Genomic DNA, 17,503 nt, shown 5'->3' with positions numbered 1-17,503 from the left:
CGGCAGGGCCAAAGGTAGATTGGTTATCCCCGGAAACCGCAAAGGTGTTTTGAAGCTCCGCCAACGAATTCCATTGAGTTAGATCAAGCCTCCCCCGGTCGAGCTCCCTAGCCATGGCCGAGGCGATGCCGGATTGTCGGCTCGTGGTCGTCCCAAACATCGGACATTCGATGAACCTGGAAGTGCCGGCCCTCTACGCCGGCTATTTCGGCGCCTGGTTCGGGGGGCTTGCGGCATAACCACAGGGAGTAACGTCATGGCAGAGATCAACCCATCCGCCGAGAACATCCGCGGGATGCTCACCGAAGCGCTCGTGCGGTTGCGAAAGGCCAATGCGGAGTATTTTGAGCTGCTGGAGAAGGGGCTCAGTTCCTCGCCGCTACCGATCGCGGACCAGGCCAAGCAGTTTTGCAGTTTCATGCAGCGCAATGCCAGCGCGACGTTCGACTTTGGCGACAAGCTCGTTCAAGCCAAGGACGTTCAGGACGCGCTCAAGCTTCAGTCCGAATTCTTTCAGGGGCAGATGCAGGCCCTGACCGATCAGGCCAGGAGCATGGGCGAGTCCGCGATGAAGGCGGCGACGGGCGCGTTCACGCCGAAAAGCTGAATGGACTGAAACCCAGGCGTGAGGCGATGAAAAGCCGTCCGCCCTGCCCATGCGAGCACAATGGCGGTTCAATTCCTTGTCGGCGCGATCGTCAGCGTCATCAACATCATGATCCACGCCCTGGTGACCGTGGGAGCCATCGGCATCGCCCGCACGGCCGGGCTGCGATATGCTGCGCGGCCGCGGCTGCATCTGATGGCCGTCATGGTCGCAACAGCATCGACGCTGATGGTGGCGCACACGATGGAGGTCCTGGTCTGGGCGCTGGCCTATGCCATGCTCGGTGCCGCGCCTGCCGGCAGCGACCTGATCTATTTCGCCTTCGTCAACTACACCACGCTGGGCTACGGCGACATCACGCCGATACAGGCATGGCGGCTGACGGGTCCGATGACCGCGATGAACGGCATCTTGATGTTCGGCTGGTCGACCGCGGTCCTGTTCGAGGTCTTGCGCAAGACGCTCGACGATCTCGGAGTGACGAGGCTATCGGACGCCAGGTGATCTGATGCTGACGAATGGCAGTCGGTAAAAGCGAACTCATCCCGGAAGATGAACAATGGCTATGAGCGCGACTGGCAGCGCTCGCTTTCAGACGCTCAGTGTTGCAGGTCGAGACTGGCGAGCTGCTGCCGGTTGAGCAGCACGATCTGGCGCTGGGTATTGCCGATGAAGCCGAGGACGCCGAGATCATGAAGGTGCGATATCGCCCGCGAGACGGTCTCCAGCGTCAAGCCGAGGTAATCGGCAATATCACGCCGGGACATCGGAAGTGCCATGACATGGACCCCGGAGAGCCGCTTGTCCATTTCGAGCAGGAAAGCGGCGACGCGCTCCAGCGACGTCTTCCGGCCGAGCAGGAGCATGTGATCCTCTGCGTGCTGCAAATTGCTCGTCGTCATGCTGAGCAAGTTGCGCGCGACCATCGCGTCGCTCTCCGCCACCAGTTCCAGGCTTTGCCGCTTGATCAGCCGGACGGTGGTGTCCACGATCGCCTCGGCGGTGAACCGATGCTCGTTGCCGTTCTCAAGTCCGAAAATGTCTCCGGCGAGGTGGAAAGCGCCGATCTGGCGGCGACCGTCCGACAGGAGCTTATAGCTTCGCACTGCACCAGACTTGACCTGGTAGACGTAATCTGCGGGTTCCTTTTCGCCGTAGATCTCCGTGCCCTTTTTATATGTAAATTCGTTTAAACTGACGATTGGATTTGACTCGCTCGTCATGCCGAGGTCTTTGAGCGAATTGGGGCGGGGAGACGCGTCTGTCGTGATGCGAACGAACATAGGCCCAACTCCTCAACTGATCGCTGAATTGGTCTGCCAGGCTGATATTTCGCCACGGAAATGTGCCGCCGATGTCGCACCCCGCTCGGGCCGATTTACGACTAACGCCGTATTCTGCACCATTGTCTCATGGTTCATTGTACCAAGGGACAGGTCGGTGGGATGGGTGCGCGGAATGAGAAGAGCGGGCTCCTGCGTCGGATCAAGCTTCGCGCCACAGACTCCGGCCTGCGAAACCTTCGGCATTAACGGAATGGCTAGAGCTCTAGCCCATCCAGGTGTTAGGTAAGCGGTTAAAGCAGATTGCAGGAAGCAGAGAGGGTCCATTGCCCGGCCTTGTTCACGTGGTCGACGACGATGCCTCGTTTCGAACAGCGATCGAGCGTCGGCTTAAACTTGCGGGCTACGACGTCGCGACCTATGCATCCTCGCAGGACCTGCTCGATCATCTGCCCCGCGATGAGCTGCCGAGCTGCATCCTCCTCGATGTGCAGATGCCGGGCCTGAGCGGACCGGATCTACAGAAACGTCTTAGTGAGCTTGGATCGACCGTCCCGATCGTGTTTCTCACCGGACACGCCGATACCGCGACGACTGTGCGGGCGATCAAGGCCGGCGCCGAGGATTTCTTGACCAAGCCGGTATCGTCGGGGCAACTGATTGAAGCGATCGAGCGGGCCTTGTCACAACAGGAGACCGCGCGCGGGCTGCGCAGCCGGCTCGATTCGCGTCGCGCTCATGTCGCGTCGCTGACGCCACGCGAGCGGCAGGTGTTTGACCTCATTGTGCGTGGGAAGATCAACAAGCAGATCGCGTATGAATTGGGAACGACCGAACGCACGGTCAAAGCACATCGACACCAGGTGATGGAGAAGATGCAGGTGAGCTCGCTCGCGGAACTGGTTTCAACGGCGCAGCTGCTTGGTATGCTGGATCCCGAGAGCGGCTCACACGGCTAGGCGATAACTAATTCGCAGGTTCCCCTGTGACTTGCACCAAAGGTCAATGGAAATCTCCCTGAGAGGGGTATTTCAACAAGCCGACGTGTTGGCTCCCCGGGAGACGAAGAACCGCGAGGCGCTTGACGCGTTCACGCAAGTCCATCGTGTTCTGCCAAGCTTTCCCTGTATGGAGTTGAGCCACTTGCAGCGCCGCAAGTCCATTTTCGTTGTCGATGATGACCCTTCCATGCGCAGGAGCATGAAGCGGCTGCTGCAGGAGCACGGCTTCGAGGCAAAGCTGTTCGAATCCGCCGAGGCGCTGGTAAATCATGACAACTTTCAGCAGGCATTCTGTATCATTCTGGATATCAATCTGGATGGAGAATCTGGAATTGATTTGCGACGCTGGCTTGCGGAACAGCAGGTCCAGGTTCCGATTGTCTTTGTCACCGGCAACGACACTCACGAAAGCCGCGCGGCGGCAATTGCATCGGGATGCATCGCCTATTTGACCAAGCCCTTTGCCGCGGCCTCGCTCATCGAGAGTGTGGAGAGAGCCTGGGGCAGCTAGGCTGGACAAGTCAGCTGCGCGCTATTCGTCGATCTGCTGGTCGAACGTTTGGGCCGGCGGCCCCTTGTGAGCAGATGCGAACTGAGCAAGTGGCAGGGAGGCGGTAACCGACAGCATGTTGGGGTCGACAACCTCCAGCGCGAGCGTCTTGCCCGTTTCCATCTCCCTTATCAGGCCGGGTTTTGCCACATCGGCGGCTATGCAGGCGTTGTTCAGGCACCATGTGTACGGTACGGCATAGGTGTTGCCTTTGTCGACCGTGAGCTTGACGGGCACCTGGACAAACATGCCGACCGGCACGAACATCTGGAGCCGTGCCGTGCGGTCGCCCTCACGTTCGATCAAGTCCAACCGAACCGCCGTCTGCCCCGTGTCGAACGTGCCGGTGATCGAGGTCCGGCACACGGTCTTGGCGCCGCCCGGCTTGAAGCATAGTTTTCGCCAGTCGCCGTATTTGATATCATTCGCCATGCGCTGCCCCCGCGGTGAAATCTCGGCGGAGGCCGGCGTGGTGGTGGTGGCGACGAGCAGCAGAAGCGCGAACTGCGCGGTCGCGTGATTGCGTGTCATCCGGATGGATTGACGATGTGAGCGTGCCATTGTGTCGCCTCCGGAGATCGAGCGCGTCGTCTATTTGATCTCGTCGAGAAATCTGCTCACGAGTGGCGACCAGATCGGAATGGCATCCGGCGAGCCGACGAAGAAATGCCCCTCATCGCCGAACGGCGGAACCAGATGGTATTGCGCCTTGCCCCCGGCCGAGGTGAAGGCCTCATGCATCCGCTTCGACAACGCGGGGCCGAAGAACGTGTCATTTTCGATATAGATCCACAGCATCGGCACCCGGGAGGTGCGACCGAAATCCATCGTCGCCTCGACCAGTTTATCCGGGGCGCAATTATTGTTCGGCTTGCCGCCGACACGCCCACCGCGGCCAGCGGCAAAGGTGATGATCGCTCCGATCTGCGGCGGGTTCATGCTGGAAAGCGCGATGGATGCCCAGCCGCCCGCAGACTGACCGACAACGACGACATCCTTCGGTGTGATGCGTTTTTCGGCAGCCAGGAAATCGATGATCCAGAGGTCGACCTGTGCCACCGCGAGGCCGGCGTCATGGAAATTGGGATTGGAGCACTTGCCGACCTTGGAAAAGAACGGTCCATAGAGTCCGCGTTCGGGAATATCGATGGCTGAGGCGCCGTAACCGGTGCCGAGGGGAGCGACCACGAAGTAGCCGCGCCTTGCGAACCATTTCGCCGCGTCGCGGAACTCGACGAGTGGAAAGAAGCTGCGCTGTCTAGGGTCGAGCGATACGCCGTGGTTCATGATTGCGAGCGGGAACGGGCCATCGCCGACGGGTCGAACGACGTAGGCGAACATCGGCAACGGTAACGGCAATGCCCACACTTCCTCCTGGATGCGGCGCGACGCGGCCTCATTGTCGGCCCATGACGGTGCAATCAAGGAGGACGCAAGCAGCTGCACGACCACCAGTAGCGGCTGGATCCATGTCCGTGGCTGCATTTCGTCCTCCCTCAGCCAACAAAGGTGCAGGCTACGATAATCGGCCCGAGCACGGTCAGAACCACATTGCCGACGGCGTAAGGCACGGCAACGCCGAGCACCGGCGTCTGGCTCTCGGCGATCTCGCAAGCCCCGGTCACGGCTGCATCGACCGTCATGGCGCCGGCGAGGGCTCCACAGGTGATGACCGGGTTCATGCGCAGGACGTGATAGGCAAACAGCGTCGCGACGACCAGCGGCACCAGTGTGACCACGAGGCCCATGCCGACCAGCAACAGGCCGTGCGCCTGGATCGCGACCCAGGCGGCGTGACCGTTGGCCAGGCCGATCGCCGCGATGAATCCACCGAGGCCGAGATCGCTCAGCGTCTGCTGCGCGGCCGGCGGCATTGCGCCCATCGTCGGCCGGCGCGAGCGCAGCCAGCCACAGAGGAGACCCGCGATCAGTGCGCCGCCACCGCCGCCGAGCGTCAGCGCGATGCCGCCGACCTTGAAGCTGACGAGCCCGGCCAGCAGCCCGGCGGCAATACCCGCCGCAAGGAAGGCAATGTCAGTACGGTCGCCGGAGCGCACGATCTGCCCGACCTGCTTCGCCGCGCGCTCGATGTTGCGGGTGCTGCCGACCAGCGTCATGACGTCACCGACATAGACACGCGTGTCCGCGCTCAGCGGGGCTTCGCGCCCATGCCGCGTCAGGGCGCGCAAAAACACACCGCGTGCATCGCCGCCGATGCGATCGGCCACATCCCGGATGGATCGGCCGTGGAGGTTGCGGTTGTCCACCAGCACGTCAAGCACATTGCCGGGGATCGCCTTCAGGATCTCGTCGGCATCGATCTCGGTGCCGATGATCGGCTTGGCGGCGACAATGGCGGCAGTTCGACCGGCGATGACGATGTCGTCGCCAGCCTCGAGCACGGTGTCCAGACGCGGTTCGATATCGGCGCCCTGGCGCACGATCCGTTCGATCACCGTGCGGCTGCCGATGTCCTCCTCGATCGCCTTGACGGTTCGGCCGGCCGCAGCCGTGACGCGATAGGCGCGAGCCTGGAACTTGCGATAGGATAGGTTCTCGGTCTTCGGCGGCGCGCCACCTGAAAGCTCGACCTCCAGCTTTTTCGCCTCGTCCTTGAGATTGACCCCCATCAGTTTCGGCGCCGCGAAGGGGACGTAGAGCAGTGTCAGAATGTAGCCGAGCACATAGGTGACGGCATATCCCGCTGCGATATTCGCTTCCTGTTGCTCCAGCACGGTCTTCGGCAATCCGAGCTGCGCCAGCGCGCCCGAGGCCGTGCCGATCACGGAAGACTGCGTCAGCGCGCCAGCCGCAAGCCCGGATGCCGTGCCGGGATCGAGCTTGAAGGCGAACGCAAAGGCCAGCACGATCACGAGACCAGTCCCGCCGAGCACGAGCGCCATGGCAACTTGGGCCAGGGTGCGGACACTCAACGAGGCGAAAAACTCCGGTCCGGATTTGTAACCGATCGTGAATACGAAGAGACTGAACAGCACGATCCTCAGCAGCGCGGGGAACGTAAAGGTGCCGAGTTGTCCGATCAGGACGGACACGATCAGGATGCAGGCCGTGGTGCCGATCGCGAAGCCGTGGATCTTGACGCGTCCAAGCATGGTGCCGATGGCAACCGCAAGCAGCAGGAAGATCTCCGGAGCGGTGGAAATGATCCACCTGACAGTATCCATGATCGCAAATTCCCGGGCGCAATGATTGACGTCGAATTCGCGCCCGGGAACCGGGCGACTGCTTGATTTAGATCAATCCCAAGCTATCCTCGCTGCGGCGTCTTTTGGCCGATGCAGGTTCTGCGACATCCGAAGTCCGCGCCATGAGCACTCTGGATCTAGCTACGGGCGCATCGTTGCGGCGCGATGAGACGCTTGAGGTCGCGCTGCTGCTCGCCTTCGCCGGCGGCTATCTCGACGCCTACACATGGATGATCCACGGCGTCATGGCGAATGCCCAGACCGCCAATCTTGTCCTGCTCTGGGTCTATGGTTCGGTGGGCAATTGGGCCGCGGCGCTCCATTTCGTGCCGCCGATCCTGTCATTTGCGATCGGTGTCTTGGTTGCGGCATGGCTGCGCCACGCGACGGGAGATCGGGCCAGCGTCATCAGCACGCTGATCGAGATACTGCTTCTGATCGCAATCGCAATCCTGCACAACCGGCTGCCCGATCTTGCTGGCACGGCGGGCATTTCCTTTGTCGCGGCGATGCCGACCGCAATTTTCACCAAGGTCGAAGGCGTGGTCTACAGTTCGGTGATGATCACCGGTAACATGCGCCAGGCGATTGAGGGTGCGTTTGCGGCGGTCGTCGGCGGAGGTCCGCCGGGACCGCTTCGCCGCTCGGGCATGTTTGCAGCGCTGTGCGTCATGTTCGGCGTGGGAGCGGCGGTCGGGGCCTTCGCGACAAAGTCCTTCCCGAACCTGGCGCTCGGCATGCCCGTGATCGCCTTGCTGATCGTGTTGCTGCGCTGCGAGGTGGATCGCAGCGAGGCCCGCGCATGAGCGCCCCGTCTGGGCTGCAGGGGAGCTGGTTGCGGTACTTTCCGCCGTCGAGCTGGCTTGCGACCTATCGCAGGTCGTGGTTGCCATCGGATGCTGTCGCCGGCGTCACGCTTGCCGCTTACGCAATTCCGGTATCGCTGGCCTACGCCGCGCTGGCCGGGCTGCCGCCGCAGGTTGGGATCTACGGCTACATGCTCGGCGGCTTCGGTTACGCCTTGTTGGGCTCGTCGCACCAGCTTGCGGTCGGCCCGACTTCGGCAATCTCGCTGATGATCGTGGGCACGGTAGGGCCGCTCGCCGCGGGCGATCCGGTGCGTTATGGGCAAATTGCAAGTCTTGCTGCCTTCGCGGTCGCGGTGTTGTGCCTCATCGCCTGGCTGTGCAAGCTCAGCGTCCTCGTCCGTCTGGTCAGCGACAGCATTCTCGTCGGCTTCAAGGCTGGCGCCGGGCTCACCATCATCATGAGCCAGCTGCCGAGCCTGTTCGGTGTTGCCGGTGGAGGCCATGACTTCTTCGAACGCGGCATTGAGCTCGCCGGGCAGCTCGGTGACGTGAATCCGCTGGTGCTCGCCGTCGGTCTGGTGGCATTCCTGCTTCTGCTGACCGGCGAGCGGCTGCTCCCCGGTAGGCCGGTCGGGATCGCGGTTGTGGCGCTGGCGATCGCGGTGGCAACCGCGCTCGGTCTGCCGGCTCTCGGCGTGCCCGTGACGGGAAGAATCCCCCAGGGCCTGCCGGTGCCTGGCTTGCCCACGTTCGGCCTGCTGGAGTTCGACGATCTCTTTCCGCTTGCCGCCGGATGTGTGCTGCTCGCCTACATAGAGGGTGTTTCGGCGGCTCGGAGCTTCGCCGCCAAGCATGGTGACAGCCTTGACGTCAGGCAGGAGTTCTTGGGCCTCGGTGCGGCCAATCTCGCTACGGCCTTCGGTCATGGCTATCCTGTGGCTGGCGGGTTGTCGCAATCCGCCGTCAACGACAGCGCGGGTGCCCGCACACCGGTGGCGCTGGTCATTTGCTCTGGGACGCTGGCGCTGTGTCTCTTGTTCTTCACAGGGCTACTGACCAATCTGCCCAAGGCGGTGCTGGCCGCCATCGTCTTTGCCGCCGTGTACCGGCTCGTCGACATCCGTACGTTGGCGCGGATGTGGCGCGTCAGCCGCATCGATTTCTACGCGGCGGTGATCGCATTGGTATCCGTCCTGCTGCTCGGCATCCTGCAAGGTGTCCTGCTGGCGTCGATCGCCTCCATCTTCCTGCTGCTGGCGCGCGCGTCACAGCCGAATGTGGCATTTCTCGGCAGGCTCCCGGGCAGTGGCCGGTATTCCGACAGCGCCAGGCACGAGGACGTGGAGCCGCTGGTTGGAATCATCGCGTTCCGCCCCGAAGCCTCGCTGCTCTATATTAATGCCGAGATGATCCTGGAGGTCGTTCTGAATGCGCTCCAGAGGTCGTCGGATGTCAGGCTCGTTGCCTGCGACCTCTCGGCGTCGCCCTACATCGATCTGGCCGGCGCGCATATGCTCCGGAATCTCCACGACGAACTTGCGTCACGCCATGTCGCGTTCTGCATCGCCGGCGCGCATGCGCAATTGCGCGATTTGCTGCGCGCCGAGGGGCTCGCCGAGAGGACCGACAGCGGGCAATGGTTGCGTTCGCTCGACAACGTGCTCGGCGACAACCAGGCCAGATAGCGCCCGGGACATTTGCCGATCTCCGGCGCGACTTTCGTTCAGTCGCGCGTCCGTGTTGCATCGCGAAGCGTGCACGCTGCTCGCAGGCCGACTGATTTCATGCGCGACCGTTGACTTGGATCAATGGAGCTCTCCCGCGCGATACCCACGATCCGTCATCACCTTCGCCTCAAGAGCCGCCAAAAATGGGGAGAGACATGCCCAAGGACGCCAAGCCTGCGCAGCAGCGCATCGATCAGTTCTTCTCCGGGCCCGGCGGACGGGCGGACAATTGGCGCGATCTGGTCGACGCGGCCAAAGCATGGTCCCGCGGCGGAGACCGTGCGAAGTATGACGCTGCGCTGGCCGATCTCTTCGTGACGGAGGAATTTCACGGCTATCCTGGCCTGCAGCTCATGGCAGCCTTGCGGGAGGCAGCCACGACTGGCGATGCGGCAACTTCGCTGGCGCTCGCCACGCGGTTGACGCAGGCCCTGACGACGAGATCCTTCCGTCAGCATGCGGGCGACTGGAATACGAATGACGAAGGCAACGGCGAGACGCCCGATCTGGTGCCGCAGATGTTCGGTCCGCACGCGGCGCGCCGTCCCTATTTCGAGACGCTGATCGTCACCGGCCTCACGTCCGGCAGTTGGCCCGCACTCGCCAACGAATGGCGCAAGCTTCGGCGTCCGGTTGATCAGTTTGTCTACGAGCCGGTTATCGTCGGCAGCCTCGAGGACGCCTTCTGCGCCACGATCCTGAACCCGAACCTCGCAGCCGTCGTCATCAACGAAGGCTTCGCGCTACGCTCACGTCACGACGCGCCCGTGCTCCGCCCCCTGACTTCGTCGGCGGGATTGAAGGACGAGTCCGACGCTTCGGCGCTGCGGCTCGCCCATATCATCAAGCACGTCCGCCCCGAGCTTGACCTCTATCTGATGTCCAATCGCAACGTAGAGGAGATGGCCGGAAATCCCGAGGCCGATGTCGTCCGCCGGATCTTCTATTCGGTCGAGGAACTGCTTGAGCTGCATCTCTCGATCCTTGAAGGCGTGCAGGATCGCTACGACACGCCGTTCTTCGACAATCTGAAGAAATATGCGCAGCGTCCGATCGGAACGTTCCATGCGCTGCCGATCGCGCGCGGCAAATCGGTCTTCAAGTCGGACTGGATCCGCGACATGGGCGAGTTCTACGGCCTGAACCTGTTCCTGGCCGAAAGTAGCGCAACCACCGGCGGCCTGGACAGCCTGTTGGAGCCGACCGGCAACATCAAGAAGGCGCAGGACAAGGCCGCGCGCGCGCTTGGCGCCGATCGCGTATTCTTCGTGACCAATGGCACCTCGACGTCGAACAAGATGGCGGTGCAGGCGCTGATCGGGCCGGGCGATATCGCCATCGTCGATCGCAATTGCCACAAATCGCATCACTACGGGATGGTGCTGGCCGGCGCGCAGCCGCTCTATGTCGAAGCCTTCCCTATGACGGAATATTCGATGTACGGCGCCGTGCCGCTGAAGACCATCAAGCAGGCTTTGTTGAGCGCTAGGGCCGACGGCCGGCTCGACCGCGTCAAGCTGCTGGATCTGACCAACTGCACTTTCGACGGCCACATCTACAATACCCGCCGGGTGATGGAGGAGTGCCTTGCCATCAAGCCCGACCTGATCTTCCTGTGGGACGAGGCCTGGTTCGGCTTCGCGCGCTTCTCGCCGTTCCTGCGACGGCGCACCGCGATGGGCGCCGCTAGCGAGATCGAAGCCTGGATGCGCGATCCGAGATCGGTCGCGGCCTACGAGACGCAGCAGGCCGAGCTCGGCAAGAGTCCTTCGGACCAGGTGCTGCTCAAGACCCGGCTGATCCCCGATCCACGTCAGATTCGCCTTCGCGTGTACCAGACCAATTCGACCCACAAGTCGATGTCGGCGATCCGGCAGGGCTCGATGCTGGCGGTCAAGGACGTCGAATTCCACACGGTCGAGCAGCAGTTCAAGGAAGCCGTGTTCACGCACGCCTCCACCAGTCCGAACCAGCAGCTGATCGCGAGCCTGGATGTCTCGCGGCGCCAGATGGAGCTGGAGGGTTACGGTCTCGTGGCCAATGCGATCGAGATCGCGCTGGCCATCCGACAGGCAGTCAACACCAATCCGCTGATCTCGAAATATTTCCGTATCCTCGGTGCCGACGCCATGGTGCCGGCGCAATATCGCCAAAGCGGGTTCACCGATTATCTGGCGGCCGGCACGAACTGGGCGAGTGCCCTTAAGAGCCTGGACGACGACGAGTTTTGCCTCGATCCAACCCGCATGACGCTGGTGTGCGGCACAGCCGGCTTCGACGGCACGCAGTTCAAGGGCATCCTCGCGAACGACTACAACATCCAGGTCAACAAGACCTCGCGCAATTCGGTGCTGCTCCAGTCCAACATCAACAACACGCGCAGCGACGTGGCACATCTCGTCAGGGTGCTGGCGGAGATCGCCGGCGAGGTCGACCGTAGCCTGACCCAGGGCGGAGCCAATGCGAAGAGGGCCTTCGAGGCGCGGGTCAAGAGCTTGATGACCGACGTGCCCGACTTGCCGAACTTCTCGCACTTCCACCAGAGCTTCCGCGGCGACGCCGGCGCCAAGACCAACGAAGGCGATATCCGCAGCGGCTTCTACGCGGCCTATGACGCGGCTGGTTGCGAATTCATTCGCCTCGCCGACCCCGAGATCGACCGGCGCCTGAAGGCCGGTCCCGACCTCGTCTCGGCCAGTTTCGTGATCCCGTATCCGCCGGGCTTCCCGATCATGGTGCCGGGACAGGTCATCACCCAGGAAACCATCGACTTCATGCGGAAGCTCGATGTGAAGGAGATCCATGGCTACGACGCCAAGGAAGGCCTGAAGCTCGTGCGGGCCGAGGCCTTGGCGAAGATCGGCAGGCCCAAACCCGGCGCGCAGCCGAAGCTGAAGGCCGCCTCATAACAGGGGACAGAACATTTAGGTGGCGAAAACGGCCACCATGATCGATCCCCAGGTCGTGAGCAGGATGTTCGCGATGGGATAGGCGGGGGTGTAGCCCAGCACCGGCACAGGGCTTCCCGAGCGCTCCTGGAGGGCCGCCATTGCCGCCGTTACCGTCTACGCCCCGGTCAAACCGCCGAGCAGAAGGATTGGATTCATGCGCAAGACAAAATGACCGAAGCAGAATCCGACGATCTGTGGCAGCAGGGTCACCACCATGCCGCCGAGCAGCAGGCTGATGCCGGAGTCTCGCAGGGCGGAGAGGAAGATCGGCCCGGCATGGATCCCGGTGAGCCCGACGAACGCGGCCAGTCCGAGCGACGTCATCAGGCTGATGGCGCCGTCCGGGATTCGTCCGAAGCGCGGATCGAGCGTGCGGAGGTGACCGACCAGAAGCCCGGCAAGCAGCGTCCCGACGCTCGTGCTCAGTGCGATCTTGATGCTGCCGACGGGAAAGCTCACGAGAACGCCAACAACGCCGCCGAAGAAGATCGCAAGCCCCAGCACCACGAAATCGATGCTGTTGCTGGGCGCAACGATGACGCCGATATTCTTCGCCGCGTTCTCGACAACCGGTTCGGGGCCGACGATGCGCAGCAGGTCGCCACGCTGGAGGACGACGCCGGGAGCAATCGGAAGTTCCTGGCCGCCCCGGCTCAACGAGCGCAGATAGAGGCCGTGTGTCCAGTCCTGCTGCGAGGCCTCTTGCAGGTTCATGCCCGCGAGCTTGGCGTTGATCAGGAACACGTCAGCGGAGATCAAGGGAATGTCGAGCAGTTCCCTGTCTTCGACCTCCTCGGCGCGGGAGCCGATCAGCTCCACGATGATCTGGCGCGGCGCCGATATCGTGATGACGTCGCCGGGCGCGAGGATGGTGCCGGGCTCCGCTTGGAGTACGCGTTCTCCACGGCGGATCCGATGGATGAACAGGCGATGCTCCGGTAGGCGAGCCTCGGCGGCCGCAACTGTCGATCCGATGAGGGGAGAGTGCTCGTCGAGGCGATAGGCGCGCAGCTCGAACTTTCGCCACGCGGATGCCAGACCGGGCTTGGCGCGGCTCATCCCCAGCGACCGCTCGAGCTTGAGCGCCTCGTCCCGCAGGTCGATCTTCAGGAGTGCCGGTGCGACCACCGTGCACCACATGATCACGCCTGCATAGCCAAAGATGTAGCAGACCGCATCGGCTACCGCGATGTGCGAGATATAGAGGGCGCGCTGCGCCTCGGGCACGGCGAGGCCGTTGACCGCGTCGGTCGCCGTCCCCATCGCCGCGCTTTGGCTGAGCGACCCCGACATCAGCCCTGCCGCAAAGCCGGGATCGAGCCCGAGTATCCTGCCCACGGCGATTGCGGCCGCAAGGCCGGTGAGGCACACGACGACGGCGAGCAGCACCGGCTTCAGCCCGTCGCGCTTCATCGCCTGCACGAATTGCGGACCGACGGAATAGCCGACGCCGAACAGAAACAGCAGAAACAGGAAGGATTTGGTCATGCTGGAAACAGGCACATGCGCGAAGTCGCCGACCACGAGGCCAGCGAACAACGCGCCTGTGACCGGGCCCAGACTGAAGGCGCCGATCTTGAAGCTTCCGATCCAGTAGCCCGCGGCGATCACCAGGAACAGCGCGAGCTCCGGATAGCGGATGAGAAACTGTTCCAGCCAAGTCAGCATCTCGGGCCGCCGATTTCTACGTCATCAGGATTTCTACGTCATCAGCATGACGAGCACCATGCCCCAGATCGTCAGCAGCGTGTTTCCGACCGCGTAGGTGACGGTATAGCCAAGACCCGGAATCTGGCTCTTGGCGCGATCGTTGACCATACCGAGCGAGGCAGTCGTGGTCCGCGCACCGGAACAGCATCCAAGCACGATGGCGTCATGGAAGCGGAACACGTATTTGCCGACATACATTGCGAGGATCAGCGGCGCGGTCGTCGCCACGACGCCCCACAGGAACAGGCCGAAGCCGAGCGCCTTCAGGCCGGCAACGAAGCCCGGTCCCGATGAGATACCAACTATGGCAATGAAAACGTTCAGGCCGACGGAGTTCATGAACCAGACAGTCGGCGAGGGAATCCGGCCGAAGGTCGGCCGCACCGACCGCAGCCAGCCGAAGAACAGGCCCGAGATCAGCGCTCCGCCGGAGGTGGATAGCGTCAGCGGCACGCTACCGATCTTGTAAACGATCGCGCCGACCAACGCGCCGATGGCAATAGCAGCGCCGATGAAGGCAACGTCGGCCATATCGGTTGCCCGATCCGGCCGGCCAAGCATCTTTGTCGCGGCTGCGACATCGGGCGTGCGTCCAACAATGGTGACGATGTCGCCCCGATTCAGCTTGGTGTTGGGAAGGATGGGGATCTCGACCGCGATCGCGCCCCTCGTGATCTTGCGCAGGAACACGCCGCGCGCCGCCGGGGCCTTCGCCAGCTGCTCGAGCGTCTTGCTGTCGACGTCCTTGCTGGTCACGTAGACATCGACGCCTTCGATCGGCATCGCGAGCAGCTCGCGATCGTCGACTTCCTCCGCCTGTTCGCCGATGAGCTGGACCAGCACGTCGCGCCGGCCTGCCACCGCCACGACGTCGCCGGCGTGAATCACGGCATCAGAGGTGGCATCGACGATCTTCCCCTCCTGTCGCAGCCGCAGGATGAACACCCGTTGATCCGGGATCAGCGCTTCGGCCTCCTGCACCGTCTTCCCCACCGCCGGCCCGCGCTCGCGAACGCGAAATGCACGGACGTCGAACTGGTGCCACGCGGTGCCTGGGCCGCCCAACTGCTTCTTGCCGCCGTACTCCTCCTCATATCTTTTGCACGCCGCCTCGAGATCGATGCCGAGCAGGGCCGGGCCAAGCAGAGCGAGAACGATCGCGGATCCGACGGTGCCGAAGATATAGGTGACGGCGTAGGCGACGGGCATCCCGTCGAGGATTTTCTTCGTCTCTTCCGGCGACAGCCCGAGCCGGTTGATGGCGTCGGTGGCGAGACCCATGGACGCCGAAATCGTCTGGGAGCCGGCATAAAGTCCCGCGGCCGAACCGACATCGTAACCGGCAATCTTCGCCGCGACATACGGGGCGAGAAGGCAGAACACGCACACGACGGCGGCGAAGATCGCCTGAGGAACGCCGTCCTGCGCGATGCCGCGCACGAATTGCGGCCCGACTGCGTAGCCGATGGCAAACAGGAACATCAGGAAGAAGAACGGCTTGAGCGGGCCTGTAATCGTGATCCCGATCTGGCCGATGATAACAGCGGCAATCAGCGTCGCGGTGACGGCCCCCAGTCCCAGGCCCTTGTAGGTGAAGGAGCCGAAATAGTAGCCCAAGGCCAAGGACAGGAAGATCGCGATTTCCGGATAGCTTTTGAGCGTATGAAAGAACCAGTCAATCATGATGTCACCCATTCATGCCGTCGGCTCGCGCGGCCGCTTCGCTTCGGCGCGGATCGAAGAGCCGACGACGAGAGCTGAAGCCGTATCGATCTGGATGAAGCGACCCGCCCGAACGGGTCATGTTGATCTATGTCAAGCGCGCTGGGCCTCGTGGCACCTGCGATACCGCCGGCGAAATCATCCTGCTGCGTTGCGACGTGGCGGCGATCCGGAGCGCTCTCGTTGCCCGGACGTTGAGGTAGATCAATGGAGGTCACCCGACGCCGATCATCCTGAGCGCGAACTCGCAGGTAAGGGGAGCCTGGTCCACCTCGTTTCAACAGCTCGCACAGCTCGGGAGCGTCACATGGCCGACATCATGACCCTGAAGAAATTCGAGGCGCTGAGCCCGTTCGAGATCAAGGACGAGCTGATCAATCTCGCCAAGGCGACATCGAAACGGACTCAGGCCGCGTTCCTGAACGCCGGCCGCGGCAATCCGAACTGGGTGGCCACCACACCGCGCGAAGGTTTTTTCCTGCTGGGCCAGTTCGCGATCACCGAAAGCAAGCGGGTCATGGAGCACCCGGCCGGGATTGGCGGCATGCCGCAGGCGAAGGGCATTGCGGCACGCTACGAGGCCTGGCTCGCCAAGCATTCCGACATGCCAGGCGCGAGCTTCCTGTCGGACATGCTGCCCTTTGCCGTCAAGAAATTCGGCTTCGAGCCGGACGCCTTCGTCCACGAACTCGTCGATTCCATCATCGGCGACAACTATCCGGTGCCGGACCGCATGCTGGTGCACAACGAAAAGATCGTGCACGAATATCTGATGTGGGCGGTTTGCGGTGAGCCGCGGCCGGCCGGCAAGTTCGACATCTATGCGGTCGAGGGCGGCACGGCGGCGATGTGCTACCTCTTCAAGTCGCTGAAGGCCAACCGCCTGCTGCTTCCCGGCGACACCATCGCGCTGGGAACGCCGATCTTCACCCCCTACATCGAGATGACGCATCTGGAGGATTACGACCTCAAGGTCGTCCAGATCAGGGCGCCGCAGGAAAACAAATTCCAGTTCACCGACGATGAGATCAAGAAGCTGGAGGACCCGAAGATCAAGGCCTTCTTCATTGTCAATCCCGCCAATCCCTCCGGGATGGGGGTCAGCCCGGAGACCATCGCCAAGCTCGGCAACCTGGTCAGGACCAAGCGACCCGACCTGATGCTGCTCACTGATGACGTCTACGGGACCTTCGTCCATGGCTTCCGCTCCCTGCTGGGCGAGCTCCCGCTCAACACCATCGGTGTCTATTCCTATTCGAAATATTTCGGCTGCACCGGGTGGCGTCTCGGCGCCATCGCCATTCATGAGGACAACATCTTCGACAAGATGATCGCGAAGCTGCCCGACGACGCCGTGAAGGCGCTCGACAAACGCTACGGGCCGCTGACGCTGGAGCCGCGCAAGCTGAAATTCATCGATCGCATCGTTGCCGACAGTCGCGACGTCGCGCTCAATCACACGGCCGGCCTGTCGCTGCCGCAGCAGGTGATGATGAGCCTGTTCTCTCTCGCGGAGATGATGGACGCGAAGAAGGCCTATCAGGCCGCCTGCATGGAGATCGTCAACAAGCGCCTGTGGGCGCTGCTCGACGGCCTCGGGCTTGCCGACAAGCTGTCGCCCAATCCGAACTACGACGCCTATTACGGCCTGATCGATTTCGAGTTCTGGGCGCGGAAGAACATCGGAGACGAAGCCGTCGACTATCTGAAGAAGCACATCCACCCGCTCGATCTCGCGTTCCGCTTGGCGGAAGCCCACGGGATCGTGCTCTTGAACGGCGGCGGCTTCGATGCCCCCGAATGGTCGCTGCGTGTGTCGCTGGCAAACCTTCCGGACGATGTCTACGACGATATCGGACGGGGTGTTCGTAGCATTGCGCGTGGCTATCGGGACGCCTACGAGGCGGCCAAGGCCGGCTCGAAGTAACGGCGAACCA

The 17,503-nt window shown here is 62.6% G+C and carries 15 protein-coding genes and 1 pseudogene; 9 read left to right on the top strand and 7 right to left on the bottom strand.

Going from position 1 to position 17,503, the window contains the following annotated elements; genetic code table 11:
- Positions 1–113 precede the first annotated feature (113 nt).
- From ACVWW6_RS34885 to ACVWW6_RS34875, 3 genes and pseudogenes are all read left to right on the top strand, one after another.
- Positions 114–239 (top strand): annotated as a pseudogene (locus ACVWW6_RS34885) (alpha/beta fold hydrolase); the annotation flags it as partial.
- Positions 240–256: 17 nt separating this feature from the next.
- Positions 257–607 (top strand): phasin, encoded by a 351-nt coding sequence (locus ACVWW6_RS34880; RefSeq protein WP_304552276.1) that lies wholly within the window; start codon positions 257–259, stop codon positions 605–607.
- Between the two features lie 60 nt (positions 608–667).
- Entirely contained in the window at positions 668–1,111 is a 444-nt protein-coding gene (locus ACVWW6_RS34875) for a potassium channel family protein (RefSeq protein ID WP_404522939.1), read from the top strand.
- Between the two features lie 95 nt (positions 1,112–1,206).
- On the opposite strand, the gene ACVWW6_RS34870 is transcribed toward ACVWW6_RS34875, so the two are convergent.
- On the bottom strand, positions 1,207–1,890 hold the full coding sequence (locus ACVWW6_RS34870; protein ID WP_304552281.1) for a helix-turn-helix domain-containing protein: 684 nt from the start codon (positions 1,888–1,890) through the stop codon (positions 1,207–1,209).
- Between the two features lie 326 nt (positions 1,891–2,216).
- Between ACVWW6_RS34870 and ACVWW6_RS34865 the strand changes: the two genes are divergently transcribed.
- On the top strand, positions 2,217–2,849 hold the full coding sequence (locus ACVWW6_RS34865) for a response regulator transcription factor (RefSeq protein ID WP_162185827.1): 633 nt from the start codon (positions 2,217–2,219) through the stop codon (positions 2,847–2,849).
- Between the two features lie 46 nt (positions 2,850–2,895).
- Positions 2,896–3,402, top strand: a complete 507-nt coding sequence (locus ACVWW6_RS34860) for a response regulator transcription factor (RefSeq protein WP_011086252.1) — start codon at positions 2,896–2,898, stop codon at positions 3,400–3,402.
- A gap of 21 nt (positions 3,403–3,423) precedes the next feature.
- Here ACVWW6_RS34860 and ACVWW6_RS34855 read toward each other — a convergent pair whose 3' ends face one another.
- From ACVWW6_RS34855 to ACVWW6_RS34845, 3 genes are read right to left on the bottom strand one after another with little or no spacing between them, the layout of a single operon-like run.
- Positions 3,424–4,002 (bottom strand): invasion associated locus B family protein, encoded by a 579-nt coding sequence (locus ACVWW6_RS34855; RefSeq protein WP_456682277.1) that lies wholly within the window; start codon positions 4,000–4,002, stop codon positions 3,424–3,426.
- A 30-nt stretch (positions 4,003–4,032) separates the two neighbouring features.
- On the bottom strand, positions 4,033–4,926 hold the full coding sequence (locus ACVWW6_RS34850; RefSeq protein WP_456682276.1) for an alpha/beta hydrolase family protein: 894 nt from the start codon (positions 4,924–4,926) through the stop codon (positions 4,033–4,035).
- Between the two features lie 11 nt (positions 4,927–4,937).
- Positions 4,938–6,626 carry an aspartate:alanine exchanger family transporter gene (locus ACVWW6_RS34845; protein WP_028171960.1) on the bottom strand — a complete coding sequence of 563 codons (1,689 nt, stop codon included), beginning with the start codon at positions 6,624–6,626 and terminating at the stop codon, positions 4,938–4,940.
- A gap of 143 nt (positions 6,627–6,769) precedes the next feature.
- On the opposite strand from ACVWW6_RS34845, the gene ACVWW6_RS34840 reads away from it, so the two are divergent.
- The 3 genes from ACVWW6_RS34840 (at position 6,770) to ACVWW6_RS34830 (ending at position 12,092) form a co-directional block, all read left to right on the top strand.
- Entirely contained in the window at positions 6,770–7,453 is a 684-nt protein-coding gene (locus ACVWW6_RS34840; RefSeq protein ID WP_456682275.1) for a YoaK family protein, read from the top strand.
- Positions 7,450–9,141: a SulP family inorganic anion transporter gene (locus ACVWW6_RS34835; protein WP_456682274.1), complete on the top strand. Its 1,692-nt coding sequence runs from the start codon at positions 7,450–7,452 to the stop codon at positions 9,139–9,141. The genes ACVWW6_RS34840 and ACVWW6_RS34835 overlap by 4 nt, the downstream gene beginning before the upstream one ends.
- A gap of 197 nt (positions 9,142–9,338) precedes the next feature.
- Positions 9,339–12,092, top strand: a complete 2,754-nt coding sequence (locus ACVWW6_RS34830; RefSeq protein WP_456682273.1) for a decarboxylase — start codon at positions 9,339–9,341, stop codon at positions 12,090–12,092.
- A gap of 15 nt (positions 12,093–12,107) precedes the next feature.
- On the opposite strand, the gene ACVWW6_RS34825 is transcribed toward ACVWW6_RS34830, so the two are convergent.
- The 3 genes from ACVWW6_RS34825 to aspT are packed head-to-tail and all read right to left on the bottom strand — an operon-like array spanning position 12,108 to position 15,527.
- On the bottom strand, positions 12,108–12,233 hold the full coding sequence (locus ACVWW6_RS34825) for a hypothetical protein (RefSeq protein WP_404522930.1): 126 nt from the start codon (positions 12,231–12,233) through the stop codon (positions 12,108–12,110).
- A 15-nt stretch (positions 12,234–12,248) separates the two neighbouring features.
- Complete coding sequence (locus tag ACVWW6_RS34820) at positions 12,249–13,802, bottom strand: aspartate-alanine antiporter-like transporter (protein WP_456682272.1); 1,554 nt, start codon at positions 13,800–13,802, stop codon at positions 12,249–12,251.
- 33 nt (positions 13,803–13,835) lie between these two features.
- The gene (gene aspT / locus ACVWW6_RS34815; RefSeq protein ID WP_456682271.1) at positions 13,836–15,527 is read right to left on the bottom strand and encodes an aspartate-alanine antiporter; all 1,692 of its coding nucleotides are present in this window, start codon (positions 15,525–15,527) and stop codon (positions 13,836–13,838) included.
- A gap of 346 nt (positions 15,528–15,873) precedes the next feature.
- On the opposite strand from aspT, the gene aspD reads away from it, so the two are divergent.
- The gene (gene aspD / locus ACVWW6_RS34810; protein WP_304552288.1) at positions 15,874–17,493 is read left to right on the top strand and encodes an aspartate 4-decarboxylase; all 1,620 of its coding nucleotides are present in this window, start codon (positions 15,874–15,876) and stop codon (positions 17,491–17,493) included.
- The last annotated feature ends 10 nt before the right edge of the window (positions 17,494–17,503 follow it).

The organism is Bradyrhizobium sp. USDA 3311, from assembly GCF_054062495.1.
The sequence above is the reverse complement of the archived record's forward strand: the minus strand, read 5'-3'. Positions and strand labels throughout refer to the sequence as shown.

Bases quoted from the DNA above. Each gene is read 5' to 3' on its own strand.
- ACVWW6_RS34880 (WP_304552276.1), top strand. From the start codon at position 257: ATGGCAGAGATCAACCCATCCGCCGAGAACATCCGCGGGATGCTCACC.
- ACVWW6_RS34855 (WP_456682277.1), bottom strand. From the start codon at position 4,002: ATGGCACGCTCACATCGTCAATCCATCCGGATGACACGCAATCACGCG.
- ACVWW6_RS34860 (WP_011086252.1), top strand. From the start codon at position 2,896: ATGGAAATCTCCCTGAGAGGGGTATTTCAACAAGCCGACGTGTTGGCT.
- ACVWW6_RS34875 (WP_404522939.1), top strand. From the start codon at position 668: ATGGCGGTTCAATTCCTTGTCGGCGCGATCGTCAGCGTCATCAACATC.
- ACVWW6_RS34850 (WP_456682276.1), bottom strand. From the start codon at position 4,926: ATGCAGCCACGGACATGGATCCAGCCGCTACTGGTGGTCGTGCAGCTG.
- ACVWW6_RS34825 (WP_404522930.1), bottom strand. From the start codon at position 12,233: ATGGCGGCCCTCCAGGAGCGCTCGGGAAGCCCTGTGCCGGTGCTGGGC.
- ACVWW6_RS34840 (WP_456682275.1), top strand. From the start codon at position 6,770: ATGAGCACTCTGGATCTAGCTACGGGCGCATCGTTGCGGCGCGATGAG.
- aspD (WP_304552288.1), top strand. From the start codon at position 15,874: ATGGCCGACATCATGACCCTGAAGAAATTCGAGGCGCTGAGCCCGTTC.
- ACVWW6_RS34820 (WP_456682272.1), bottom strand. From the start codon at position 13,802: ATGCTGACTTGGCTGGAACAGTTTCTCATCCGCTATCCGGAGCTCGCG.
- aspT (WP_456682271.1), bottom strand. From the start codon at position 15,527: ATGATTGACTGGTTCTTTCATACGCTCAAAAGCTATCCGGAAATCGCG.
- ACVWW6_RS34830 (WP_456682273.1), top strand. From the start codon at position 9,339: ATGCCCAAGGACGCCAAGCCTGCGCAGCAGCGCATCGATCAGTTCTTC.
- ACVWW6_RS34870 (WP_304552281.1), bottom strand. From the start codon at position 1,890: ATGTTCGTTCGCATCACGACAGACGCGTCTCCCCGCCCCAATTCGCTC.
- ACVWW6_RS34835 (WP_456682274.1), top strand. From the start codon at position 7,450: ATGAGCGCCCCGTCTGGGCTGCAGGGGAGCTGGTTGCGGTACTTTCCG.
- ACVWW6_RS34845 (WP_028171960.1), bottom strand. From the start codon at position 6,626: ATGGATACTGTCAGGTGGATCATTTCCACCGCTCCGGAGATCTTCCTG.